This window comes from Stenotrophomonas acidaminiphila (assembly GCA_002951995.1).
GTDB classification, from domain to species: Bacteria; Pseudomonadota; Gammaproteobacteria; order Xanthomonadales; family Xanthomonadaceae; genus Stenotrophomonas; species Stenotrophomonas acidaminiphila_A.
The window spans coordinates 630,018-648,491 of sequence record CP019797.1 but is presented as its reverse complement, the minus strand read 5'-3'; the positions used below and the strand labels follow the sequence as shown (position 1 = coordinate 648,491).

At 69.6% G+C, this 18,474-nt stretch carries 18 protein-coding genes and 2 pseudogenes; 5 read left to right on the top strand and 15 right to left on the bottom strand.

Going from position 1 to position 18,474, the window contains the following annotated elements; translation table 11 throughout:
* The first annotated feature begins 80 nt into the window (after positions 1-80).
* Positions 81-1,013 (top strand): carbohydrate kinase family protein, encoded by a 933-nt coding sequence (locus B1L07_02795; GenBank protein AUZ54232.1) that lies wholly within the window; start codon positions 81-83, stop codon positions 1,011-1,013.
* A 309-nt stretch (positions 1,014-1,322) separates the two neighbouring features.
* Here the strand turns inward: B1L07_02795 and B1L07_02790 are convergent, their stop codons facing one another.
* From B1L07_02790 to B1L07_02770, 5 genes and pseudogenes are all read right to left on the bottom strand, one after another.
* A complete protein-coding gene (locus B1L07_02790; protein AUZ54231.1) occupies positions 1,323-1,562 on the bottom strand; it encodes a hypothetical protein in 240 nt (79 codons plus the stop codon).
* Entirely contained in the window at positions 1,562-2,083 is a 522-nt protein-coding gene (locus B1L07_02785; GenBank protein AUZ54230.1) for a hypothetical protein, read from the bottom strand. Before B1L07_02785 ends, B1L07_02790 begins: the two co-directional genes overlap by 1 nt.
* A gap of 5 nt (positions 2,084-2,088) precedes the next feature.
* Positions 2,089-2,829, bottom strand: coding sequence for a hypothetical protein (locus B1L07_02780; protein ID AUZ54229.1), 741 nt, complete (start codon positions 2,827-2,829; stop codon positions 2,089-2,091).
* A gap of 164 nt (positions 2,830-2,993) precedes the next feature.
* Positions 2,994-4,816 (bottom strand): annotated as a pseudogene (locus B1L07_02775) (aminopeptidase).
* A 224-nt stretch (positions 4,817-5,040) separates the two neighbouring features.
* Positions 5,041-5,805 (bottom strand): bifunctional demethylmenaquinone methyltransferase/2-methoxy-6-polyprenyl-1,4-benzoquinol methylase, encoded by a 765-nt coding sequence (locus B1L07_02770; GenBank protein ID AUZ54228.1) that lies wholly within the window; start codon positions 5,803-5,805, stop codon positions 5,041-5,043.
* Between the two features lie 92 nt (positions 5,806-5,897).
* Here B1L07_02770 and B1L07_02765 point away from each other — a divergent pair, with 92 nt between their 5' ends.
* Positions 5,898-6,350: a tRNA-specific adenosine deaminase gene (locus tag B1L07_02765; GenBank protein ID AUZ54227.1), complete on the top strand. Its 453-nt coding sequence runs from the start codon at positions 5,898-5,900 to the stop codon at positions 6,348-6,350.
* A 181-nt stretch (positions 6,351-6,531) separates the two neighbouring features.
* On the top strand, positions 6,532-6,783 hold the full coding sequence (locus B1L07_02760; GenBank protein ID AUZ54226.1) for a hypothetical protein: 252 nt from the start codon (positions 6,532-6,534) through the stop codon (positions 6,781-6,783).
* 79 nt (positions 6,784-6,862) lie between these two features.
* Here B1L07_02760 and B1L07_02755 read toward each other — a convergent pair whose 3' ends face one another.
* Both B1L07_02755 and B1L07_02750 read right to left on the bottom strand, forming a co-directional pair.
* On the bottom strand, positions 6,863-10,009 hold the full coding sequence (locus tag B1L07_02755; GenBank protein AUZ54225.1) for a multidrug efflux RND transporter permease: 3,147 nt from the start codon (positions 10,007-10,009) through the stop codon (positions 6,863-6,865).
* Between the two features lie 12 nt (positions 10,010-10,021).
* Positions 10,022-11,194, bottom strand: coding sequence for an efflux transporter periplasmic adaptor subunit (locus B1L07_02750; protein ID AUZ54224.1), 1,173 nt, complete (start codon positions 11,192-11,194; stop codon positions 10,022-10,024).
* Positions 11,195-11,408: 214 nt separating this feature from the next.
* Here B1L07_02750 and B1L07_02745 point away from each other — a divergent pair, with 214 nt between their 5' ends.
* Positions 11,409-12,080, top strand: a complete 672-nt coding sequence (locus B1L07_02745; GenBank protein AUZ54223.1) for a TetR family transcriptional regulator — start codon at positions 11,409-11,411, stop codon at positions 12,078-12,080.
* Positions 12,081-12,152: 72 nt separating this feature from the next.
* Here the strand turns inward: B1L07_02745 and B1L07_02740 are convergent, their stop codons facing one another.
* Entirely contained in the window at positions 12,153-13,526 is a 1,374-nt protein-coding gene (locus B1L07_02740; protein AUZ54222.1) for an HslU--HslV peptidase ATPase subunit, read from the bottom strand.
* Between the two features lie 129 nt (positions 13,527-13,655).
* Positions 13,656-14,207: an HslU--HslV peptidase proteolytic subunit gene (locus B1L07_02735; GenBank protein ID AUZ54221.1), complete on the bottom strand. Its 552-nt coding sequence runs from the start codon at positions 14,205-14,207 to the stop codon at positions 13,656-13,658.
* Between the two features lie 152 nt (positions 14,208-14,359).
* Between B1L07_02735 and B1L07_02730 the strand changes: the two genes are divergently transcribed.
* Positions 14,360-14,797: a hypothetical protein gene (locus tag B1L07_02730; protein ID AUZ56425.1), complete on the top strand. Its 438-nt coding sequence runs from the start codon at positions 14,360-14,362 to the stop codon at positions 14,795-14,797.
* On the opposite strand, the gene B1L07_02725 is transcribed toward B1L07_02730, so the two are convergent.
* From B1L07_02725 to B1L07_02700, 6 genes and pseudogenes are all read right to left on the bottom strand, one after another.
* Positions 14,575-15,282 carry a hypothetical protein gene (locus tag B1L07_02725; protein AUZ54220.1) on the bottom strand — a complete coding sequence of 236 codons (708 nt, stop codon included), beginning with the start codon at positions 15,280-15,282 and terminating at the stop codon, positions 14,575-14,577. The genes B1L07_02730 and B1L07_02725 overlap by 223 nt on opposite strands.
* A gap of 101 nt (positions 15,283-15,383) precedes the next feature.
* Positions 15,384-16,274, bottom strand: coding sequence for a tyrosine recombinase XerC (locus B1L07_02720; protein AUZ56424.1), 891 nt, complete (start codon positions 16,272-16,274; stop codon positions 15,384-15,386).
* Positions 16,275-16,287: 13 nt separating this feature from the next.
* Positions 16,288-16,965 carry a hypothetical protein gene (locus tag B1L07_02715; protein AUZ54219.1) on the bottom strand — a complete coding sequence of 226 codons (678 nt, stop codon included), beginning with the start codon at positions 16,963-16,965 and terminating at the stop codon, positions 16,288-16,290.
* On the bottom strand, positions 16,962-17,813 hold the full coding sequence (locus B1L07_02710) for a diaminopimelate epimerase (protein AUZ54218.1): 852 nt from the start codon (positions 17,811-17,813) through the stop codon (positions 16,962-16,964). The genes B1L07_02715 and B1L07_02710 overlap by 4 nt, the downstream gene beginning before the upstream one ends.
* Before the next feature lie 55 nt (positions 17,814-17,868).
* Positions 17,869-18,006: pseudogene (locus B1L07_02705) on the bottom strand (hypothetical protein).
* Between the two features lie 55 nt (positions 18,007-18,061).
* Entirely contained in the window at positions 18,062-18,466 is a 405-nt protein-coding gene (locus B1L07_02700; protein ID AUZ54217.1) for a hypothetical protein, read from the bottom strand.
* Positions 18,467-18,474: the final 8 nt, after the last annotated feature.

The following is an 18,474-nucleotide window of genomic DNA, read 5'->3' as shown; positions in this document are numbered from 1 at the left end:
GCACTTTGGCGCGCGCCCGCGCCACCCCGCCTGCGCCCGCACGGCGGCGGTTCCCCTTTACCCGTATAGGCCCGTTCGCGATGTCCGCTCTGATCTGTGGTTCCCTTGCCTTCGACACCATCATGGTGTTCCCGGACCAGTTCAAGAACCACATCCTGCCGGACAAGGTGCACATCCTGAACGTGTCCTTCCTGGTGCCGCGCATGCGCCGCGAGTTCGGCGGCTGCGCCGGCAACATCGCCTACAACCTGCACCTGCTCGGCGGCAACCCGATCCCGATGGGCACCGTGGGCTCGGACTTCGGCCCGTACCGCGAGCATTTCGACGCGCTGGGCATCGACCTGAGCCGGGTGCGGGTGATCGAGGAGCTGTTCACCCCGCAGGCGTTCATCACCACCGACCACGACAACAACCAGATCACCGCCTTCCACCCGGGCGCGATGATGCGCTCCTACGAGAACCACGTGAAGGACGTGCCGGGCGTGACCCTGGGCCTGGTCGGCCCCGACGGCCGCGAAGGCATGATCCAGAACGCCATCGAATTCAAGGAGATGGGCGTGCCGTTCATCTTCGACCCGGGCCAGGCCATGCCGCTGTTCAATGGCCCGGAACTGCGCACCTTCATCGAGCAGGCCGACTACGTGGTGGTCAACGACTACGAGTCCAACCTGCTGCAGGAGCGCACCGGCTGGAACGAGAAGGAGATCGTCGGCCGGGTCAAGGCCTACATCACCACCCGCGGCCCCAAGGGCGCGGTGATCCACACCCCGGACAGGAGCTACGACATCCCGCCGGCGCACGAGCGCCGCGTGGTCGACCCGACCGGCTGCGGCGACGCCTTCCGCGCCGGCCTGATCTTCGGCATCCAGAAGGGCTACGACTGGCTGACCATCGGCCGCATGGGCAACCTGATGGGCGCGCTGAAGGTGGAGCACCCGGGCACCCAGAACCAGCGTTTCGACTTCGACGAGTTCAACGAGCAGTTCAAGCAGCAGTTCGGCTACGCGCTCTGACCCGGCCGCCAGGCCACCTGCGGAAACGGCGCCGGAAGGCGCCGTTTTTCGTTGTAGGTGCCGGGCTTGCCCGGCACGGGGCCGTTTACCCGCAAAGTCCCCGTGCGGGGCAAGCCCCGCACCTACGGATCACCTCCGGGCCCGCGTTTTGACCGCGCGGCCGGGACACACCTGCGGAAAGGGCCCCGCTCTTCGTGTAGGTGCCGGGCTTGCCCGGCACGGGGCCGTTACCCGCAAAGCCATCATGCGGGGCAAGCCCCGCAGCTACGGATCACCTCCGGGCCCGCGTTCTGGCCGCGCGGCCGGGACTCATGCGCGCGGTTCGTAGCGGGCGGCCTCATGCTCCAGCCAGGCCGGCAGGTCACGCCTGCGCACGCCGTCGCGCCTGGCCCGCTGCAGGCAATCGAGCATGTAGCGCCGCTTGCCGGCGTCGTCGCCGGCCAGCGACAACGCCAGGTCACGGTCCATCCAGCGCCGGAACAGCAGGTACAACGCCACGTGCAGGGCAATGGCCAGCAGACTGACCACGAGCACGATCGCCAGATCCATCACCGCACCTCCGTCGTTGCTGGCAACACCCTCGCCCCACGCACCTGCGCCAGCTCCTGTTCCAGGGTGAGCTCCCGAGGCCCGCGCCGCAGGTGGCCCGCACGCAGTACGCTGCCGCCGGCCAGGTAGAGCAGGTAGGCCTCCCCGGAGCGCAGTGCGACGTTGCGGAACTCCGCCGACGGCAGGCAGCCGATGGCGTCGAGCCGGTTCGCCGGCGCCACCTGCAGCGCCGCATCCCCCGCCCCCTTGATCCACTGGCGTACATGCACCCGGGCATCGTCCGGAGTGAGCGCCACGACGTCGGCGATCACGATGGCGTCGGCCTCGGCGGCCAGCGCGGCGGCCAACGCCTGTTGCTGTCGCAGGTCCCCGGCCACGAGCCGGCGCTGCATGTCGGCGGGCAGGCTGCCGCAGGCGAACGCCGGCGCCTGCGGCAGCCACAGCAGCGCGATCAGCACGCATGGCCAGTACGCGCGCGGCGCGCCACGGCGTCGCGGCATGCAGCCGGCATCCCTGCGCATGCCGCTCAATCCCAGCCTGCGGGCATCTGGCTGCCATCCAGGCCGCCGGTCTCGAACACCGCGGTGCGGGTGCCGCCGGCCTTCACCGGGAACTCGATGCGCACCACCGTGGCCTTGCGCGCCAGCCGCCACAGGCCGCGGTTGTCGGTGATGAACATGGCGATGGCCTCGTCGGTGTCCGGGCGGTAGGCGGCCATCCGCCGCGGCGCCTGGTCGTCCACCGTCACCGTGACCTGGCAGCTGCCGTAGCAGGCCTTGGCGAAATCGCCGGCCTGCAGCACCAGGTAGGCGTGCCGCTTCCATTCGGGATGGTCGCGGAACACCAGCTGCACCACCTTCGGGCCGCTGCCGTCGACATCGACCCGCTCCTTGCCCTGGATCATCGCCGAGCGCTGCACGCCCTTGCTGCCCACCGATACCTGGTTGTAGCTCCACAGGCCCTGCATGCGGCGCAGCTCGCGCGCGGCCTCGGCCTTTTCCTTCACTTCGGCGAAGCCGGGTTCGATGCGCCGGGCGGCGTCCGAGTCGGGGAACTGGTCGAGCAGCGCGGCGCCATGGACGCGCGCCTTCTCCCATTCGGTGGCGGTCACCGCCGCGTCGTAGAGCCTAGCGATGCCGTCGGCATCGGCCTCGCGCCGGGCACGCTCCTGGGCGGCGGCGGCGGCCTGCTGCTGGCGCTCCGCTTCCGGGTTGCTGCAGGCGGCCAGGGCGACGACGCACAGGGCGCCAAGGATCAGGGGTTTCATCGAGCGACTCCGCGTGGACAGGCGCGGCAATGCCGCGCGGTGGCGCCCACTTTAAACATCCGCTGCCGCGAACCCCAGCCCTGCCGCTGCGGTGCCCGCCCTGGCCCAGACAGAAACGGCGGGCCCGGGGGCCCGCCGTTGTCGGTTCTGCTGCTACACGCCGGTTACGGCTTGGGCGCGGCCTCGGCCTTGGCGATCATGTCGGCCACCGAGGCGGTGGTGATCGGGTGATAGCCCGGCTTGGCCCTGGCGAATACTTCCTTGGCGAAGGCCAGGCCTTCCGGCGTCTTCAGCAGCTCGGCGTAGATCGGCAGGATCAGCTTGCGACGGCCGACCTTCTGGATGAACTCGCCGGCGGCCGGCTGGGCCTGGGTATAACCGCTGCGGATGGCCAGCGGATACCAGCGCATGGCGATCTCGCCGTTCGGGGTGCCGGTGAAGTGGTAGCCCTTGTCCAGCTGCTCGAGCTTGGCCACCGGCACGGTCTTGCCCAGGCCGTCGATGAAGCGCACCCACTCCTGGGTGGTCCACTGGCTGGTCACCTGGTTGCTCGGCAGCTGCTCGCTGCCCAGCCAGGCGATGCGCGCGGTATCGACCACGGCGAAGCCGCGCGAGCGCGCCTTCGGTGCGAACGACGGGATGCCCGGTTCTTCCAGCCACGCGTGCAGTTCGGCGTCGCTCACCGCGGTCGGGTTCTTCGGCAGCAGGTTCTTCTTCAGGTACTCGACGAACTGGTCGGTGTTGGCGCTCTGGAAGGCATGGTCATCGAACCAGCCGCGCAGGAACGGATCGAACACCTCGCGGCCGAAGCGCTGCTCCAGGAACTGCAGGAACCACGCACCCTTGACGTAGGCCACCTGGCTCAGCGCGTCGTCCGGGTCGCGCTCGGTCAGCGGCGGCAGCGCCAGCGCCTGGTCGGCCGGGCTCATGTCCTTCACTTCGTTGAGCAGGTCGGTCTGGTCGATCTCGCGCTCCATCTCGGCCGCCTCCTGGCCGTACAGCGCTTCGGTGATGCGCGCCTGCACGTAGGTGGTGAAGCCTTCGTTGAGCCAGATGTCCTTCCAGCTGGCGTTGGTCACCAGGTTGCCCGACCAGCTGTGCGCCAGCTCATGGGCGACCAGCGAGACCAGCGACTTGTCGCCGACGATCACGGTCGGGGTGGCGAAGGTCAGGCGCGGGTTCTCCATGCCACCGAACGGGAACGACGGCGGCAGCACCAGCATGTCGTAGCGGCCCCAGCGGTATTCGCCGTACAGCTTCTCGGCGGCACCGATCATCTTCTCGGTGTCCTCGAACTCCTTGGCCGCCTTGTTGACCATGGCCGGCTCGGCCCACACGCCCGAGCGCGGCGAGATCGGCTCGAACACCAGGTCGCCGGCGGCGATGGCCAGCAGGTAGGACGGGATCGGCTGCGGCATCTTGAAGGTGTAGTCGCCGTCACGGGCCGCCTTCGGGTCGTTGTCGGCGCTCATCAGCACCATCACGTCCGGGCGGCTGGCCACGTGCGCGCTGTAGGTGAAGCGCACGCTCGGGTGTCCTGCAGCGGCACCCACGAGCGCGCGTGGATGGCCTGCGACTGGCTGAACATGAAGGGCAGCTTCTTGCCCTCGGTCATCGACGGCTCCAGCCACTGCAGGCCCGAGGCGGTCGGCGCGGTGTGGTAGGTGATGCGCACGCTGGCCGGCTGCTCCGGGGCCTGGATGGTCAGCTTGCTGCCGAACACCTTGTCCGCCGGCGCCAGCTCGAACTGCAGCGGCGTGGCGGCGCCGTCGGCGGCCAGCGCCTCGACCTTGGCGATGCTCAGTTCGCGGGTGTCCAGCACCAGCTGCCTGGCGGCCTTGTCCTTCCACTCCAGCGCATAGGTGGCGGTGCCGCCGATCTGCTTCTGCTCGAAATCGACCTTCAGGTCCAGCGCCAGGTCCTTGATGACGACCTTGTCCGGCTCGGCGTAGGAGCTTTCATCGTGGCTGCGGCTGACGGTGTTCACGGCGGCGGCGGGCTTCTCGGCGACGGGGCGGCGACGGGGGCGGCGGGGTCCTTGGCGCAGCCGGCGGCGAGCGCGACGGCCAGGGGCAGCATCAGGAAGGGTGAACGCATGGGATTCCTAGGGAGCTGAGGAGTGAGTGGAGAGGAGTGAGAAGTGAGAGAAGGCAGAAGCAGGAGCGCGGGCAAATCCGCTGTCTCTTGCTACTCACTCCTCTTCACTCACTCCTAGATCTTGTAGCCGGAGTGGATGGCGACGATGCCGCCGCTGAGGTTCTTGTAATGGCAGCGCGCGAAGCCGGCCTCGGCCATCATCGCCTTGAGTTCTTCCTGCGGCGGATGCTTGCGGATGCTCTCGGCCAGGTACTGGTAGCTGTCGCCGTCGCCGCGCGCGAACAGCTTGCCCAGCCGCGGCAGCACCTTGAACGAGTGGAAGTCGTAGATCGGCTTGAACCAGTCGGCGGTGACTTCGGAGAACTCCAGCACGCGCGCCTGGCCGCCGACCTTGAGCACGCGGTACATCTCGCGCAGCGCGGCGTCCTTGTCGGTGACGTTGCGCAGGCCGAAGGAAATGGTCACCAGGTCGAAGCTCTGGTCCGGGAATGGCAACGCCTCGGCGTTGAGCTGCACCCACTCGAAGCCGGACACGTGGCCGCGGTTGGTCAGGCGGTCGCGGCCCACCGACAGCATGCCGGCATTGATGTCGCCCAGCACCACGCTGCCCTCGGCGCCGAGCCGCTCCTTGAGCAGCACGGCGATGTCGCCGGTGCCGCCGGCCAGGTCGAGCACGCGGTCGCCCGGCTTCACCTGGGCGGTGGCCACGAAGTAGCGCTTCCACAACCGATGGATGCCCAGGCTCATCAGGTCGTTCATCAGGTCGTAGTTGTCGGCCACCGACGTGAACACCTGGCCGACAAGCTTCTGCTTGTCCTTGGCCGGCACGTCGCGGAAGCCGAAGTGGGTGGTGCCGCTCTTGTAGGGGGATTCGCTCATGCGGCCGATTATCGCACTCCCGCGGCGGCGGCGCGGCGGGCCCCGGGAAGGCGCCGTTATCATGGCCGGCCACCCGACGGATCCCTGCCCCGATGATCGCCACGCCCGACTACCGCGCCCTGCTCGACACCGCCATCGCCGAGGCCCGCCAGGGCCTGGCCGAGGGCGGCATCCCGATCGGCGCGGCGCTGTACCACAACGACGGCCGCCTGCTCGGCTGCGGCCACAACCGCCGGGTGCAGGAGGGCGACCCCTCCATCCACGGCGAAACCGACGCCTTCCGCAAGGCCGGCCGCCAGCGCGGCTACCGCGACACCATCATGGTCACCACCCTGGCCCCGTGCTGGTACTGCTCCGGGCTGGTGCGCCAGTTCAACATCGGCACCGTGGTGGTCGGCGAATCGGTCACCTTCGCCGGCGGCATCGACTGGCTGCGCGAGAACGGGGTCAGGGTCATCGACCTGAACGATGCCGGCTGCATCGCGATGATGCGCGACTTCATCGCCGACAACCCCGAGGTCTGGAACGAGGATATCGGCGAGTAAGGTGCCGCAGCGCCCGCGCAGGACCGCGGCCGCGCCGCGGGCGGCTGCTCCGTTCGGCCGCCATCGCGCCGGGTGTGACGCAGTCCACATCCAGGCAGTTCCGCCATCGCACCGCCACCCCGGTGTCGTCGACACCGGCTATGCTCGGTCGTGCAGGGGGCACTGCCATCAAGGTGACGCGATGCATCTTCCGCCCGTACACGGACGCCATCGGGAATCGCTGCGCCAGGCCGGCGAACGCCTGCGCGCCCACTATGCCCGCCATCGCCGCTCCGCCGCCTTCTGGGACGCCTACCAGCAGATCCAGAACGAGCTGGCCGCCGCCTTCCCCGAGCACCGCGCCGAGCTATGCAACCGCATGGCCACCTTCGCCCAGCGCCTGGGGGCGGTGGAGGAAGCGCAGCTGGTGGATGCGGCGGTCCACCCGGACTGACCCCCAGGGCGCATGACGACGCCGCCGGGGCATGCCCCGGCGGCGCCATGCCGGCGCGGCGACCAGCGCCGCGCAGCGGTCAGGCCTGCGGCGGTTCCCCGTTCGCGGCCAGGCGGCGGCGATTGAACAGACGCTGCACCACCACGAAGAACAGCGGGATGAAGAACAGGCCAAGCACGGTGCCGGCGATCATGCCGCCCAGCACGCCGGTGCCGATGGCGCGCTGCGCGCCGGAACCGGCGCCCGAAGCGATGGCCAGCGGCAGCACGCCCAGGCCGAACGCCAGCGAGGTCATCACGATCGGGCGCAGGCGGTCGCGTACCGCATGCATCGTCGCCTCGATCACGCCCGCGCCCTTCTCCAGGTGCTCCTTGGCGAACTCGACGATCAGGATCGCGTTCTTCGAGGTCAGGCCCACCGTGGTCAGCATCGCCACCTGGAAGTAGACGTCGCGCTCCATGCCGCGGAAGGTGTTGGCCAGCACCGCGCCGAGGATGCCCAGCGGCGCCACCAGCAGCACCGCGGTCGGCACGCTCCAGCTCTCGTACAGCGCGGCCAGGCACAGGAACACGATCAGCAGCGACAGGGTGTACAGCAGCGGCGTCTGCGCACCGGCCTCGCGCTCCTGGTAGGACACCGCGGTCCACTCGATGCTGAAGCCCGGCGGCAGCTGGCTGGCCAGCTTCTCCACTTCGGCCATGGCGTCGCCCGAGGCCACGCCCGGCGCGGCCTCACCCTGGATTTCCAGCGCGGACACGCCGTTGTAGCGCTCCAGCCGCGGCGAACCGTAGTCCCAACGCTGGCTGGCGAAGGCCGAGAACGGCACCATCTGCCCGGCGCTGTTCTTCACCGTCCACAGGTTGAAGTCCTCCGGGTTCATGCGGAAGCCGTCGTCGGCCTGCATGTACACGCGCTTGACCCGGCCGCGGTCGATGAAATCGTCGACGTAGCTCGAGCCCCACGCGGTGGCCAGGGTGCTGTTGATCGCATCCAGCGACAGCCCGTGGGCGCCGGCCTTGGCCACGTCGATGTCCAGCCGCAGCTGCGGGGTATCGTCCAGGCCGTTGGGGCGGACGTTGGCCAGCTTGCTGCTCCTGGCGGCCATGCCCAGCAGCTGGTTGCGCGCATTGACCAGCGCCTCATGGCCCTGCCCGGTGTTGTCCTTCAGGAAGAAGGTGTAGCCCGAGGCGGTACCCAGCTCCGGCATCGCCGGCGGCGGGAAGGCAAAGATGAAGGCGTCCTTGATCTGCCCCAGCGCGGCCATCGCGCGCCCGGTGACCGGGCCCACGCCCTGGTCGGCGGTGCGCTCGTCCCAGTCCTTGAGCTTGACGAACGCCATGCCCGAGTTCTGGCCCATGCCGGAGAAGCTGAAGCCCTGCACCGAGAACACCGATTCCACCGCGTCCTTCTCGTTCTGCAGGAAGTGGTCCTCCAGCTTGTAGATCGACTCCAGCGTGCGCTCCTGGGTGGCGCCCACCGGCGCCTGCACCAGCGCCATCAGGATGCCCTGGTCCTCGTTGGGCAGGAACGAGCTGGGCAGGCGCATGAACAACACCGCCATGGCCACCGCCAGCGCCGCGAACACCGCCATGAACCGCCACGGCCGCGCCAGGATCCCGCGCACGCCGCGCTGGTAGGTCGCGCTGGTGCGGTCGAAGCCATTGTTGAAGCCGTTGAAGAAGCGCCCGGCCAGGCCGCGGTGGGCGACATGGTGCTCGCCCTTCTTCAGCGGCTTGAGCATGGTCGCGCACAGCGCCGGGGTCAGCACGATCGCCACCAGCACCGACAGCGCCATCGCCGAGACGATGGTCGCCGAGAACTGGCGGTAGATCACGCCGGTGGAGCCGCTCATGAACGCCATCGGCACGAACACCGCCGACAGCACCAGGCCGATGCCGACCAGCGCGCCGGTGATCTGCCCCATCGACTTGCGCGTGGCCTCCAGCGGCGACAGCCCTTCCTCGGACATGATGCGCTCGACGTTCTCCACCACCACGATGGCGTCGTCCACCAGCAGGCCGATCGCCAGCACCATGGCGAACATGGTCAGCATGTTGATCGAGAAGCCCAGCGCGGCGAGGATGCCGAACGTGCCCAGCAGCACCACCGGCACCGCGATCGTCGGGATCAGCGTGGCGCGGAAGTTCTGCAGGAACAGGTACATGACCAGGAACACCAGCACGATCGCCTCGAGCAGGGTCTTGACCACGCCCTTGATCGACACCTTCACGAACGGCGTGGTGTCGTACGGGATCACCGCCTTGAGCCCGTGCGGGAAATTGGCCGCCAGCTCGTCCAGGGTCTTGCGCACGCCTTCGGCGGTGTCCAGCGCGTTGGCGCCGGTGGCCAGGGTGACGGCCAGGCCGGAGGCCGGCTTGCCGTTGTAGCGGGTCACGAAGTCGTAGGTTTCCGCGCCCAGCTCCACCCGCGCCACGTCGCCCAGCCGCAGCGTCGAGCCGTCGGCCTCGGTGCGCAGCACGATGTCGCGGAACTGCTGCGGGGTCTGCAGCCGGTCCTGCGCGTTGATGGTGGCGTTGAGCTGCTGGCCCTTCACCGCCGGCGCGCCGCCCAGCTGGCCCACGGCCACCTGCGCGTTCTGCGCGCGTACCGCCGCGCTCACCTCGTCCACCGAGACCCGGTAGGTCTGCAGCTTGTTCGGGTCCAGCCAGATGCGCATGGCGTACTTGCCGCCGAACACCTCGATCGAGCCCACGCCCGGCACCCGGCTGAGCGGGTCCAGAACGTTGGAGCCGACGTAATCGGAGATGTCGTGCTCGTCCATGCTGCCGTCCTCGGACACGAAGCCGACGACGTTGAGGAAGCCCGAGCTGGACTTGGCGACGTTGATGCCCTGGCGCTGCACTTCCTGCGGCAGCAGCGGCATCGCCAGCTGCAGCTTGTTCTGCACCTGCACCTGGGCGATGTCCGGGTTGGTGCCGCTCTCGAAGGTCAGGGTGATGCTGGCCTGGCCGTTGGAAGAGCTGTTCGACGAGAAGTAGATCAGCCCGTCCAGGCCCTTCATGTTCTGCTCGATGATCTGCGTCACCGAGTCCTCGACCACCTTGGCCGACGCACCCGGGTAACTGGCCGAGATCGATACCGCCGGCGGCGCGACCTCCGGGTACATCGAGACCGGCAGCTTGAGCATCGCCAGCGCGCCGGCGAGCATGATGATGATGGCGATGACCCACGCGAAGATGGGCCGATCAATGAAGAAGCGAGCCATGGATGTCTCCGCTTACTGCTGGGCGGCCGGCGCGGCGGGCGCCGCGGGCTTGGCGGGCTCGGCACCCTTCTCGGTGGCCTGCACCGGCATGCCCGGGCCGATCTTCTGCAGGCCCTCGACGATGACCTTGTCGCCGGCCTTCAGGCCGTCCTCGACCAGCCACTTGTCGCCGATGGCACGGCTGACGGTGACCGCGCGCTGGGCGACCTTGCCCTCGCCATCGACCACCATCGCGCTCGCATTGCCCTTGGGGTCGCGGGTGATGCCCTGCATCGGCACCAGCAGCGCGTCCTGGCGCACGCCGCTGCCCAGCACCGCGCGCACGAACATGCCCGGCATCAGCACCTGCTCGGGATTGTCCACCCGCACCCGCAGGCCATAGCTGCCGGTGCTGGGGTCGACACTGACCTCGGAGAACTCCAGCGTGCCCTTGTGCGCGTACGTGCTGCCGTCTTCCAGCACGATGTCCACCGGCAGCCCGGTCGCGCCCTGCAGGCGCCCGGCGGCCAGCTCGCGGCGCAGCTGCAGCAGCTCGGCCGAGGACTGGCTGACGTCGATGTAGATCGGGTCCAGCTGGTTGATGGTGGCCAGCGCTTCGGCCTGGCCGGCACTGACCAGCGCGCCCTGGGTGACGCTGGACTTGCCGATCTGGCCGCTGATCGGCGCGGTGATGCGGGCATAGCCCAGGGTGACGTTGGCCGCGTCCAGCGCGGCGCGGGCGGCACCGACGTCGGCCTCGGCCTGCTTCCAGGCGGCCTGCGCGTTCTCGTCGTCCTGCACGCTGATCACCCGGCTCTTGACCAGCTCGGTACTGCGCCGCGCGGCCAGCCGCGCGGCGTTGGCGCTGGCTTCGGCGCGCGCCAGCTGCGCCCGCGCGCTGTTGGCCTGGGCACGGTAGGCGGCGTCGTCGAGCTGGTACAGCGGCTGGCCCTGCTTGACCACGCTGCCCTCGGTGAACAGGCGCCGGGCGACGATGCCGCTGACCTGCGGCCGCACTTCGGCCACCTGGTAGCCGGTGGCCCGGCCGACCAGTTCGCGGGTCAGGGTGACCGGCTCGGCCTTCAGGGTGACGACGGTGACCTGCCCGGGGCCACCACCCTGCTGCGGCGGCTGCCCGCCACAGGCGGCCAGTGCGCCGGCGACCAGCAGCGACAGGAGGACGGGGCGGAGAATCGATCGACTCATGGCGGGGAAACTCGGCAGTAAGGAAGGAAGCCATGCGACCGGGCCGGCCCGCCCTGGACGGCGGCCACCCGCGGCGGCGCACAGGAAGGGCCTGCGCACGTTACCGCGATCGAATGACGGCAAAAGAGCGCGGAAGAATACATACATGCATGTCTGTTTGTAAATTGGTAGAATTCAGACATGTTTCATGTCAGTTGTGTGCAACGGCACTGCGATGGCGCGTAAGAGCAAAGAGGACGCACAGGCGACCCGCGAGGGCATCCTCGACGCGGCGATCGCCTGTTTCCACGAACACGGGGTGGTCGGCACCACGCTGGCGATGATCGCCACCCGCGCCGGCTATACCCGCGGCGCGGTGTACTGGCATTTCCGGAACAAGACCGAAGTGCTGGAGGCGATGATCGAGCGCGACCGCATGCCGTTCGTGCAGCGCCTGCAGCGCACCTACGCGCCGCAGCGGCAGACGCCGATCCTGGACCTGCGCGAGGTCATCCGCGTTTCGCTCGCCGAACTGGCCGGCGACCCGCGGCAACGCAGCCTGATGGAGATCCTGCTGCGCAGCGAGCAGTCCAGCGAAAGCCTGAGCATCCAGGCGATGCAGCGCCAGAACTCGCAGGAGGAGCTGGACATGGTCACCCGCACCCTGGAGCGCGCGCGCGAACTGGGGCAGCTGCGCCCCGGGGTCGACGCGGCCACCGCCAGCCGCATGCTGCACATCAGCCTGACCGGCGCGCTGTACAACGCCATGGCGCAGCCGGAAGAGTACGACCTGGAGCGCGACGGGCTGATGGTGATGGACGTGGTGCTGCAGGCCTACGTCCGCGAGGGGGTGTTCCAGCCGGGCGTGTTTCCGGCGCACGACGACAGCGCGGGCTGGGATGCCTGACGCCCCGCCCTGGCGGCGCCCGGAACGACGACGGCGCCCACAGGGGGCGCCGTCATCGCACAGGCGATGGGGTTACAGGATGTAGCGGCTCAGGTCCGGGTCCTGCACCAGTTCGCCCAGGTGCCGGTCGACGTAAGCGGTGTCGATGGCCAGGGTTTCACCGTCGCGGTCCGGCGCCTCGTAGCTGAGCGTGTCCAGCAGCCGTTCCAGCACCGTGTGCAGGCGGCGGGCACCGATGTTCTCCTGCCGCTCGTTGACCTGGAACGCGATCTCGGCCAGGCGCTCGATGGCGTCGGCGGTGAAGCTCACCTTGACCCCCTCGGTGGCCAGCAGTGCTTCGTACTGCTTGGTCAGCGCCGCCTTCGGCTCGGTAAGGATGCGCACGAAGTCGTTCTTGCTGAGCGCGCCCAGCTCGACGCGGATCGGGAAGCGCCCCTGCAGCTCCGGGATCAGGTCGCTGGGCTTGGCCAGGTGGAACGCGCCGGAAGCGATGAACAGGATGTGGTCGGTCTTGACCGTGCCGTACTTGGTGGACACGTTGGAGCCTTCCACCAGCGGCAACAGATCGCGCTGCACGCCTTCGCGCGAAACATCGCCCCCACCCACGTTGTCGCCACGCTTGGCGACCTTGTCGATCTCGTCGATGAACACGATGCCGTGCTGCTCGCAGGCCTCGATCGCGGCCGTGCGGATGTCGTCCTCGTTGACCAGCTTGCCGGCCTCCTCTTCGACCAGCAGCGGGCGTGCGGCCTTGATCGTCAGCGTGCGCTTGTTCGACTTGGCGCCGCCCAGATTGGCGAACATCGAACGCAGCTGCTGGCCCATTTCCTCCATGCCCGGCGGGGTCATGATGTCCATGCTCACGTTGGCGGACATCTCCAGCTCGATCTCGCGCTCGTCCAGCTCGCCGTTGCGCAGCATGCGCCGGAACTTGATGCGGGTCTCGCTGTCGGCCGCCGACGGCTCGTTGCGCGCGGCCTCCGCATCGAAGCCGATGCCGACGCTGCGCCGTGGCAGCAGCGCGTCAAGGATGCGGTCCTCGGCCTTCTCCTCGGCCTGGGTGCGCACCCGCACCTTGGCCTGCTCGCGGTACAGCTTGACCGCGGTGTCGGCCAGGTCGCGGATGATCTGCTCCACGTCCTTGCCGACGTAACCGACTTCGGTGAAGCGGGTCGCCTCGACCTTGACGAACGGCGCATTGGCCAGCGTCGCCAGGCGCCGCGCGATCTCGGTCTTGCCGACGCCGGTGGGGCCGATCATCAGGATGTTCTTGGGCATCACCTCGTTGCGCAGCTCGGCCGGCAGCTGCATGCGCCGCCAGCGGTTGCGCAGGGCAATGGCGACCGCGCGCTTGGCGTCGTGCTGGCCGACGATGTGCCGGTCCAGCTCCTGCACGATCTCGCGCGGGGTCATGGTGGCGGAGGAAACTTCGATCTTGTGGTTCATGGCTTTACCTGGGAAACGATGGCGCCGGGGGTGGCGGAAGTCGCGGGCTGCACGGAACGCCGGAACCGATGAGCGCGGGGATGCCGCGCATCGGCCCCACCGGCTTCATGGGTGCATGCGGCACGTGCCTCAGAGTTCTTCGACCACCACGTTGGTATTGGTATAGATGCAGATGCCGCCGGCGATGTTGATCGCCTCGGTGGCCACCGCGCGCGCGTCCATCTGGGTATGCGCCAGCAGCGCGCGCGCCGCGCTCAGGGCGTAGGAGCCGCCGGAGCCGATGGCGATGATGCCGTCTTCCGGTTCGATCACGTCGCCGGTGCCGCTGATGATCAGCGAGGTTTCCCGGTCGGCCACGGCCAGCAGCGCCTCGAGCTTGCCCAGGCGGCGTTCGGTGCGCCAGTCCTTGGCCAGTTCCACCGCCGCGCGGGTCAGCTGGCCGTGCTTCTCCAGCTTGGCCTCGAACAGCTCGAACAGGGTGAAGGCGTCGGCGGCGGCACCGGCGAAGCCGGCCAGCACCTGGCCGTCGCGGCCGAGCCGGCGCACCTTGCGCGCATTGCCTTTCATCACCGTATGGCCCAGCGTGACCTGGCCATCGCCGGCGATCGCCACGTGCTCGCCGCGACGCACGCAGCAGATGGTGGTGGCGTGGAAAACATTCGGGTTCTGGCTGGGATCCATTGGGGCCTCCGGGGTGTCCCGGCAACAATGGGGGCAGTGGCCGACGGTTCAAGCAGCCGCCCGCGGGCAGCACAGCTTGATTCAGGTCAAGTGGCGGCCGCTGCGGCCCCACCATCATGGCAGCGTGGCCCGGCCACCCGAGGAACACCGTGATTCCCTACCCGCTGCTGCTCACCGCGCACCTGTTCGCCGCACTGATGTTCGTCGGCGCGGTGTTCTTCGAGGTGCTGATCCTCGGCAGCGCCCTGGCCCAGGTATCGGCGGCGACCCGGCAGCGCATCGAGGCGGCCATCGCCCGCCGCGCGCGCCGGGTGATGCCGTGGGTACTGGCGGTGCTGTACGCCAGTGGCCTGGGCATGTCCTGGCATTACCGCATGGCGCTGGCGCAGCCGCTGGCCAGCCGTTTCGCGTTGCTGCTCACGCTGAAGATCGCACTGGCGCTGAGCGTGCTCGGCCACTTCGCCGTGGCGATGGCCACGCGCGGCGACGGTCCGCGCATCGAACGCCGCTTCCGGCGCATCCACCTCAGCGTGTTCTGCCACATGCTCGGCATCGTGCTGCTGGCCAAGGCGATGTTCCATCTCAGCTGAGTGCGCGGATCCGCGCCGGCACGCCGGGCATGGCACAGGTAGCCGCCATGCCGGACGCTGTGCAGGTGCGCCTGCGCGATGCCCGGATGGTCCAGCTGGCTGCCCAGCCACGCCCCCACCTGCACGCCCTCCCTCACCTCGGCGGCCACCCGGCAACCGGCGGGGTCGCAGGCGCGCACCGACAACAGCCGGTGCGCGACATACGGCGGCACCTCGTTGGCCGCCAACCGCGCCGGCATCGCGCCGCGGCGGATGAACACCGGCCCGCCGGCGCGGTATGGCGACGCCGCGGGCGGGTGCCAGTACGGCACCAGCAGCAATTCCTCGCCGGCCGCGGCATCGCGCAGGCTGACGCGACAGGGGAAGCCGCGCGCGCTGTCGGCGATGCGGCGCACGGCATAGCGCGCCGCCAGCCCGGCGTCATCGGGATCGAACAGGGGCTGCAGCGATGCGGGATCGATGCCGGACAGCACGGAGGCGGCCATGGCGCTCAACGGGAAGCGGGACAGGCATGCAGGATGCCGCCGCGATGGCACGCCGGCCGGCCATCTCCAGACGCGGGATTGCGTCCGTGCGGAAGCGCTGCTCAGTCCGACGGAGAGCTGCGCCGCTTGGCGCGCGGATGCGTCGCGTCGTAGACCTTGGCCAGGTGCTGGAAATCCAGGTGGGTGTAGATCTGGGTGGTGGCGATGTCAGCATGGCCAAGCAGTTCCTGCACGCCGCGCAGGTCGCCGGACGACTCCAGGATGTGGCTGGCGAAGCTGTGCCGCAGCATGTGCGGATGCACGTGCTTGAACAGCCCCTGGCGCTGCGCCAGCTGCTTGATCCGGATCTGCACCGCGCGCTGGCTGATCGCGCCGCCACCGCGGCCGGGGAACACCGGGCCGTCGTTGCCGCCGCCACTGTCCTTGCGCCACGCCAGCAGTGCCGCCAGCGCGTGCGAGCCGACCGGCACGGTGCGCTCGCGGTTGCCCTTGCCGTGCACCAGCACCATCGCGCTGGCCAGGTCGATATCGCGCCAGCGCAGCGCGCACAGCTCGCTCAGGCGCAGGCCCGAGGAATAGAACAGTTCCAGCAGCGCGCGGTCGCGCAGGCCCAGCGGCGCGTCGGTCGGCAGCTCGACCAGGCGCACCGCCTCGTCGGCATCGAGCACCTGCGGCAGCTTGCGCGGCGCCCTGGGCGCGCGCAGCCCGGCCGCCGGGCTGCTGCCGATCGCGCCGCGCTTGAGCAGCCAGGCGTAGAAGCTGCGGATCGCCGACAGGCGCCGCTGCAGGCTGCGCGGCGACAGGCCGCGGCGGTGCCCGGCGGCGATGAATGCGCGCAGCTGGTCGGTTGCCAGCGCCAGCGGTTCGCCGGCCCCCTGCGCATCGCACCACTGCGCCAGCGCCGCGAGGTCGCGCCGGTACGCATCGAGGGTGTGCGCGGACATGCGCCGCTCGACCTGCAGGTAGGACAGGAAAGCTTCGACGGCGTCCATCGCCGCGGCCACCTCAGCCGGCGCGGAACCGCTGCAGCGCCACCACCAGCGATTCGCCCATCATGCGCAGGAACAGCGTGCCCATGCCGGGATAGAAGCGGTTGGGGTCGTGGCTGCCGACGGCGATCAGGCCGACGCCCGGCAGCGGCAGCAGCGCGGTGGACATCACCTCGCCGACCCGCTCGCCATACAGCACTTCGTTCTTCTCCGGCTGCAGGCGGCCGCAGATCGGCTCGCCATCCTGCAGGCAGTCGTGGAACGGCGCCAGCCGCGCGTCGCCGGCGGCGATGACCTGCAGCCATGGCGCCTGTTCCAGTTCCGCCACCGGCTGCAGGCTGACGATGCGCACCAGGTCGCCGGCGAAGTCCTCCTCCAGCGACGCGGCCATCGCGCGCAGGGTGTCGGCGGCGCTGCCTTGGCGCATCAGCGCCAGGGTCAGCTGGTGGGTGCGCACCGCCAGGCGCTCGTTGACCTGCGCGTTGGTGCCCAGCTCGACCAGCCGCCGCGACAACTCGCGGTTCTTGTCGCGCAGCACTTCCAGCTGGTAGCTGGCCAGCGACGCGGTCGGGCCGTCGTCGCGCGGCACCACCAGGGTCAGCGCCAGGTCGGGGAACTGCTTGAGGAAGGTTGGATGACGCCGCAGCCAGGCCGCGACTTCATGCGCGCCGATCTTCTCCAGGGTTTCGTTCATCCCATCCACTCTCCATCGAATACGAAGGCCGCCGGGCCGGACATCACGATCTGCGCGTCATCGGCCGGCCACTGGATGCGCAGGTCACCGCCGGGCAGCGACACCACGGCATCGCGCGCCAGCCGGCCGCGCTGCATCAGCACCACCGCCGCGGCGCAGGCGCCGCTGCCACAGGCCAGGGTCTCGCCGACGCCGCGCTCGAACACCCGCAGGCGGATATGCCCGCGGTCCAGCACCTGGGCGAAGCCGACGTTCACCGACTCCGGGAACGAGGCATGCTGCTGCAGCAGCGGACCGATCCGCTCCACCGGTGCGGCGTCGATCAGGCCCACTTCCAGCACCGCGTGCGGGTTGCCCATCGACACCGCGCCGAAGCGCACGTTCTCGCCCTGCAGCGGCACCACGTATTCCTCGCGCGCGCGCGGGAAACCGATCAGCGGAATCGACGCCGGCGCGAACTCGGGCCGGCCCATCGCCACCGCGTAATGCCCGGCGTCCAGCCGCTGCACGACATGCGTGCGCAGCGGGCTGTCGATCAGGAATTCCTCCCCCTGCGCCGCGCCGTCGCGTACCAGCCAGGCGCCCACGCAGCGCGCGCCGTTGCCGCACTGCTGGGAGGTGGAGCCGTCGGAGTTCCAGATCCGGTATGAGGCCACCGAGCCGGCGGCGCGCGGCGGCTCGATGGTCAGGATCTGGTCGCAGCCGACGCCACGGTGGCGGTCGGCCAGGCGCGCGGCCAGCCCGGCATCGGGCGGTGGGGTGCCGTCACGCAGGTCCAGCACCACGAAATCGTTGCCGGCACCGTGCATCTTGCTGAAACGCAGGCGCGGCGTGGCCGCCCTATTCATGATCGTGGCCGTCGGCCTTCGCGTCCTGTGCGGGGCCGTCGGCCGGCGGCTGCGGGGCGGGCTTCACTTCCTGCTCTTCCACCGGCACCGGCTTCTGCGGCATCACCAGCGGCCCCTTGTTGCCGCAGGCGGTGAGGACCAGCAGCGCACAGGCGGCTGCAACGAGCATCGGAAGGCGGGACGTCTTGTTCATGGCCCGAGTATATCCACTCGGCGGTCAACACAGCCGCGCGCCCACGCACCCGGGCTCACTCCGCCGGCGGCAGCGGGCGCGTCCACAGCCAGGTGCAGACGCAGGCCATGCTGCCGATCGATATCGCCTTCACCCAGGCCAGCGGCACGCACCACAACATGATCAACGCGCAGGCCAGCATGGTGAGGGTGGCCATCCATTTGCCCCTGCGGCTGACCGCGCCGTGCGCCTGCCAGTCGGCGATGGCCTTGCCGAAGCGCGGATGCGACAGCAGCCAGCGGTGCAGCCGGGCGGAGCCGCGCGAGGCGGCCCAGGCCGCGATCAGCACGAACACCGTGGTCGGCAACCCCGGCACGAAGATGCCGACGATGCCCACCCCGAGGCTGGCATAGGCCAGCAGCCACCACGCCCAGCGCAGGCGTGGCGGGCGCGGTCCGCGCGGGGTGGGCGGCTCCGGCACGTACGCCG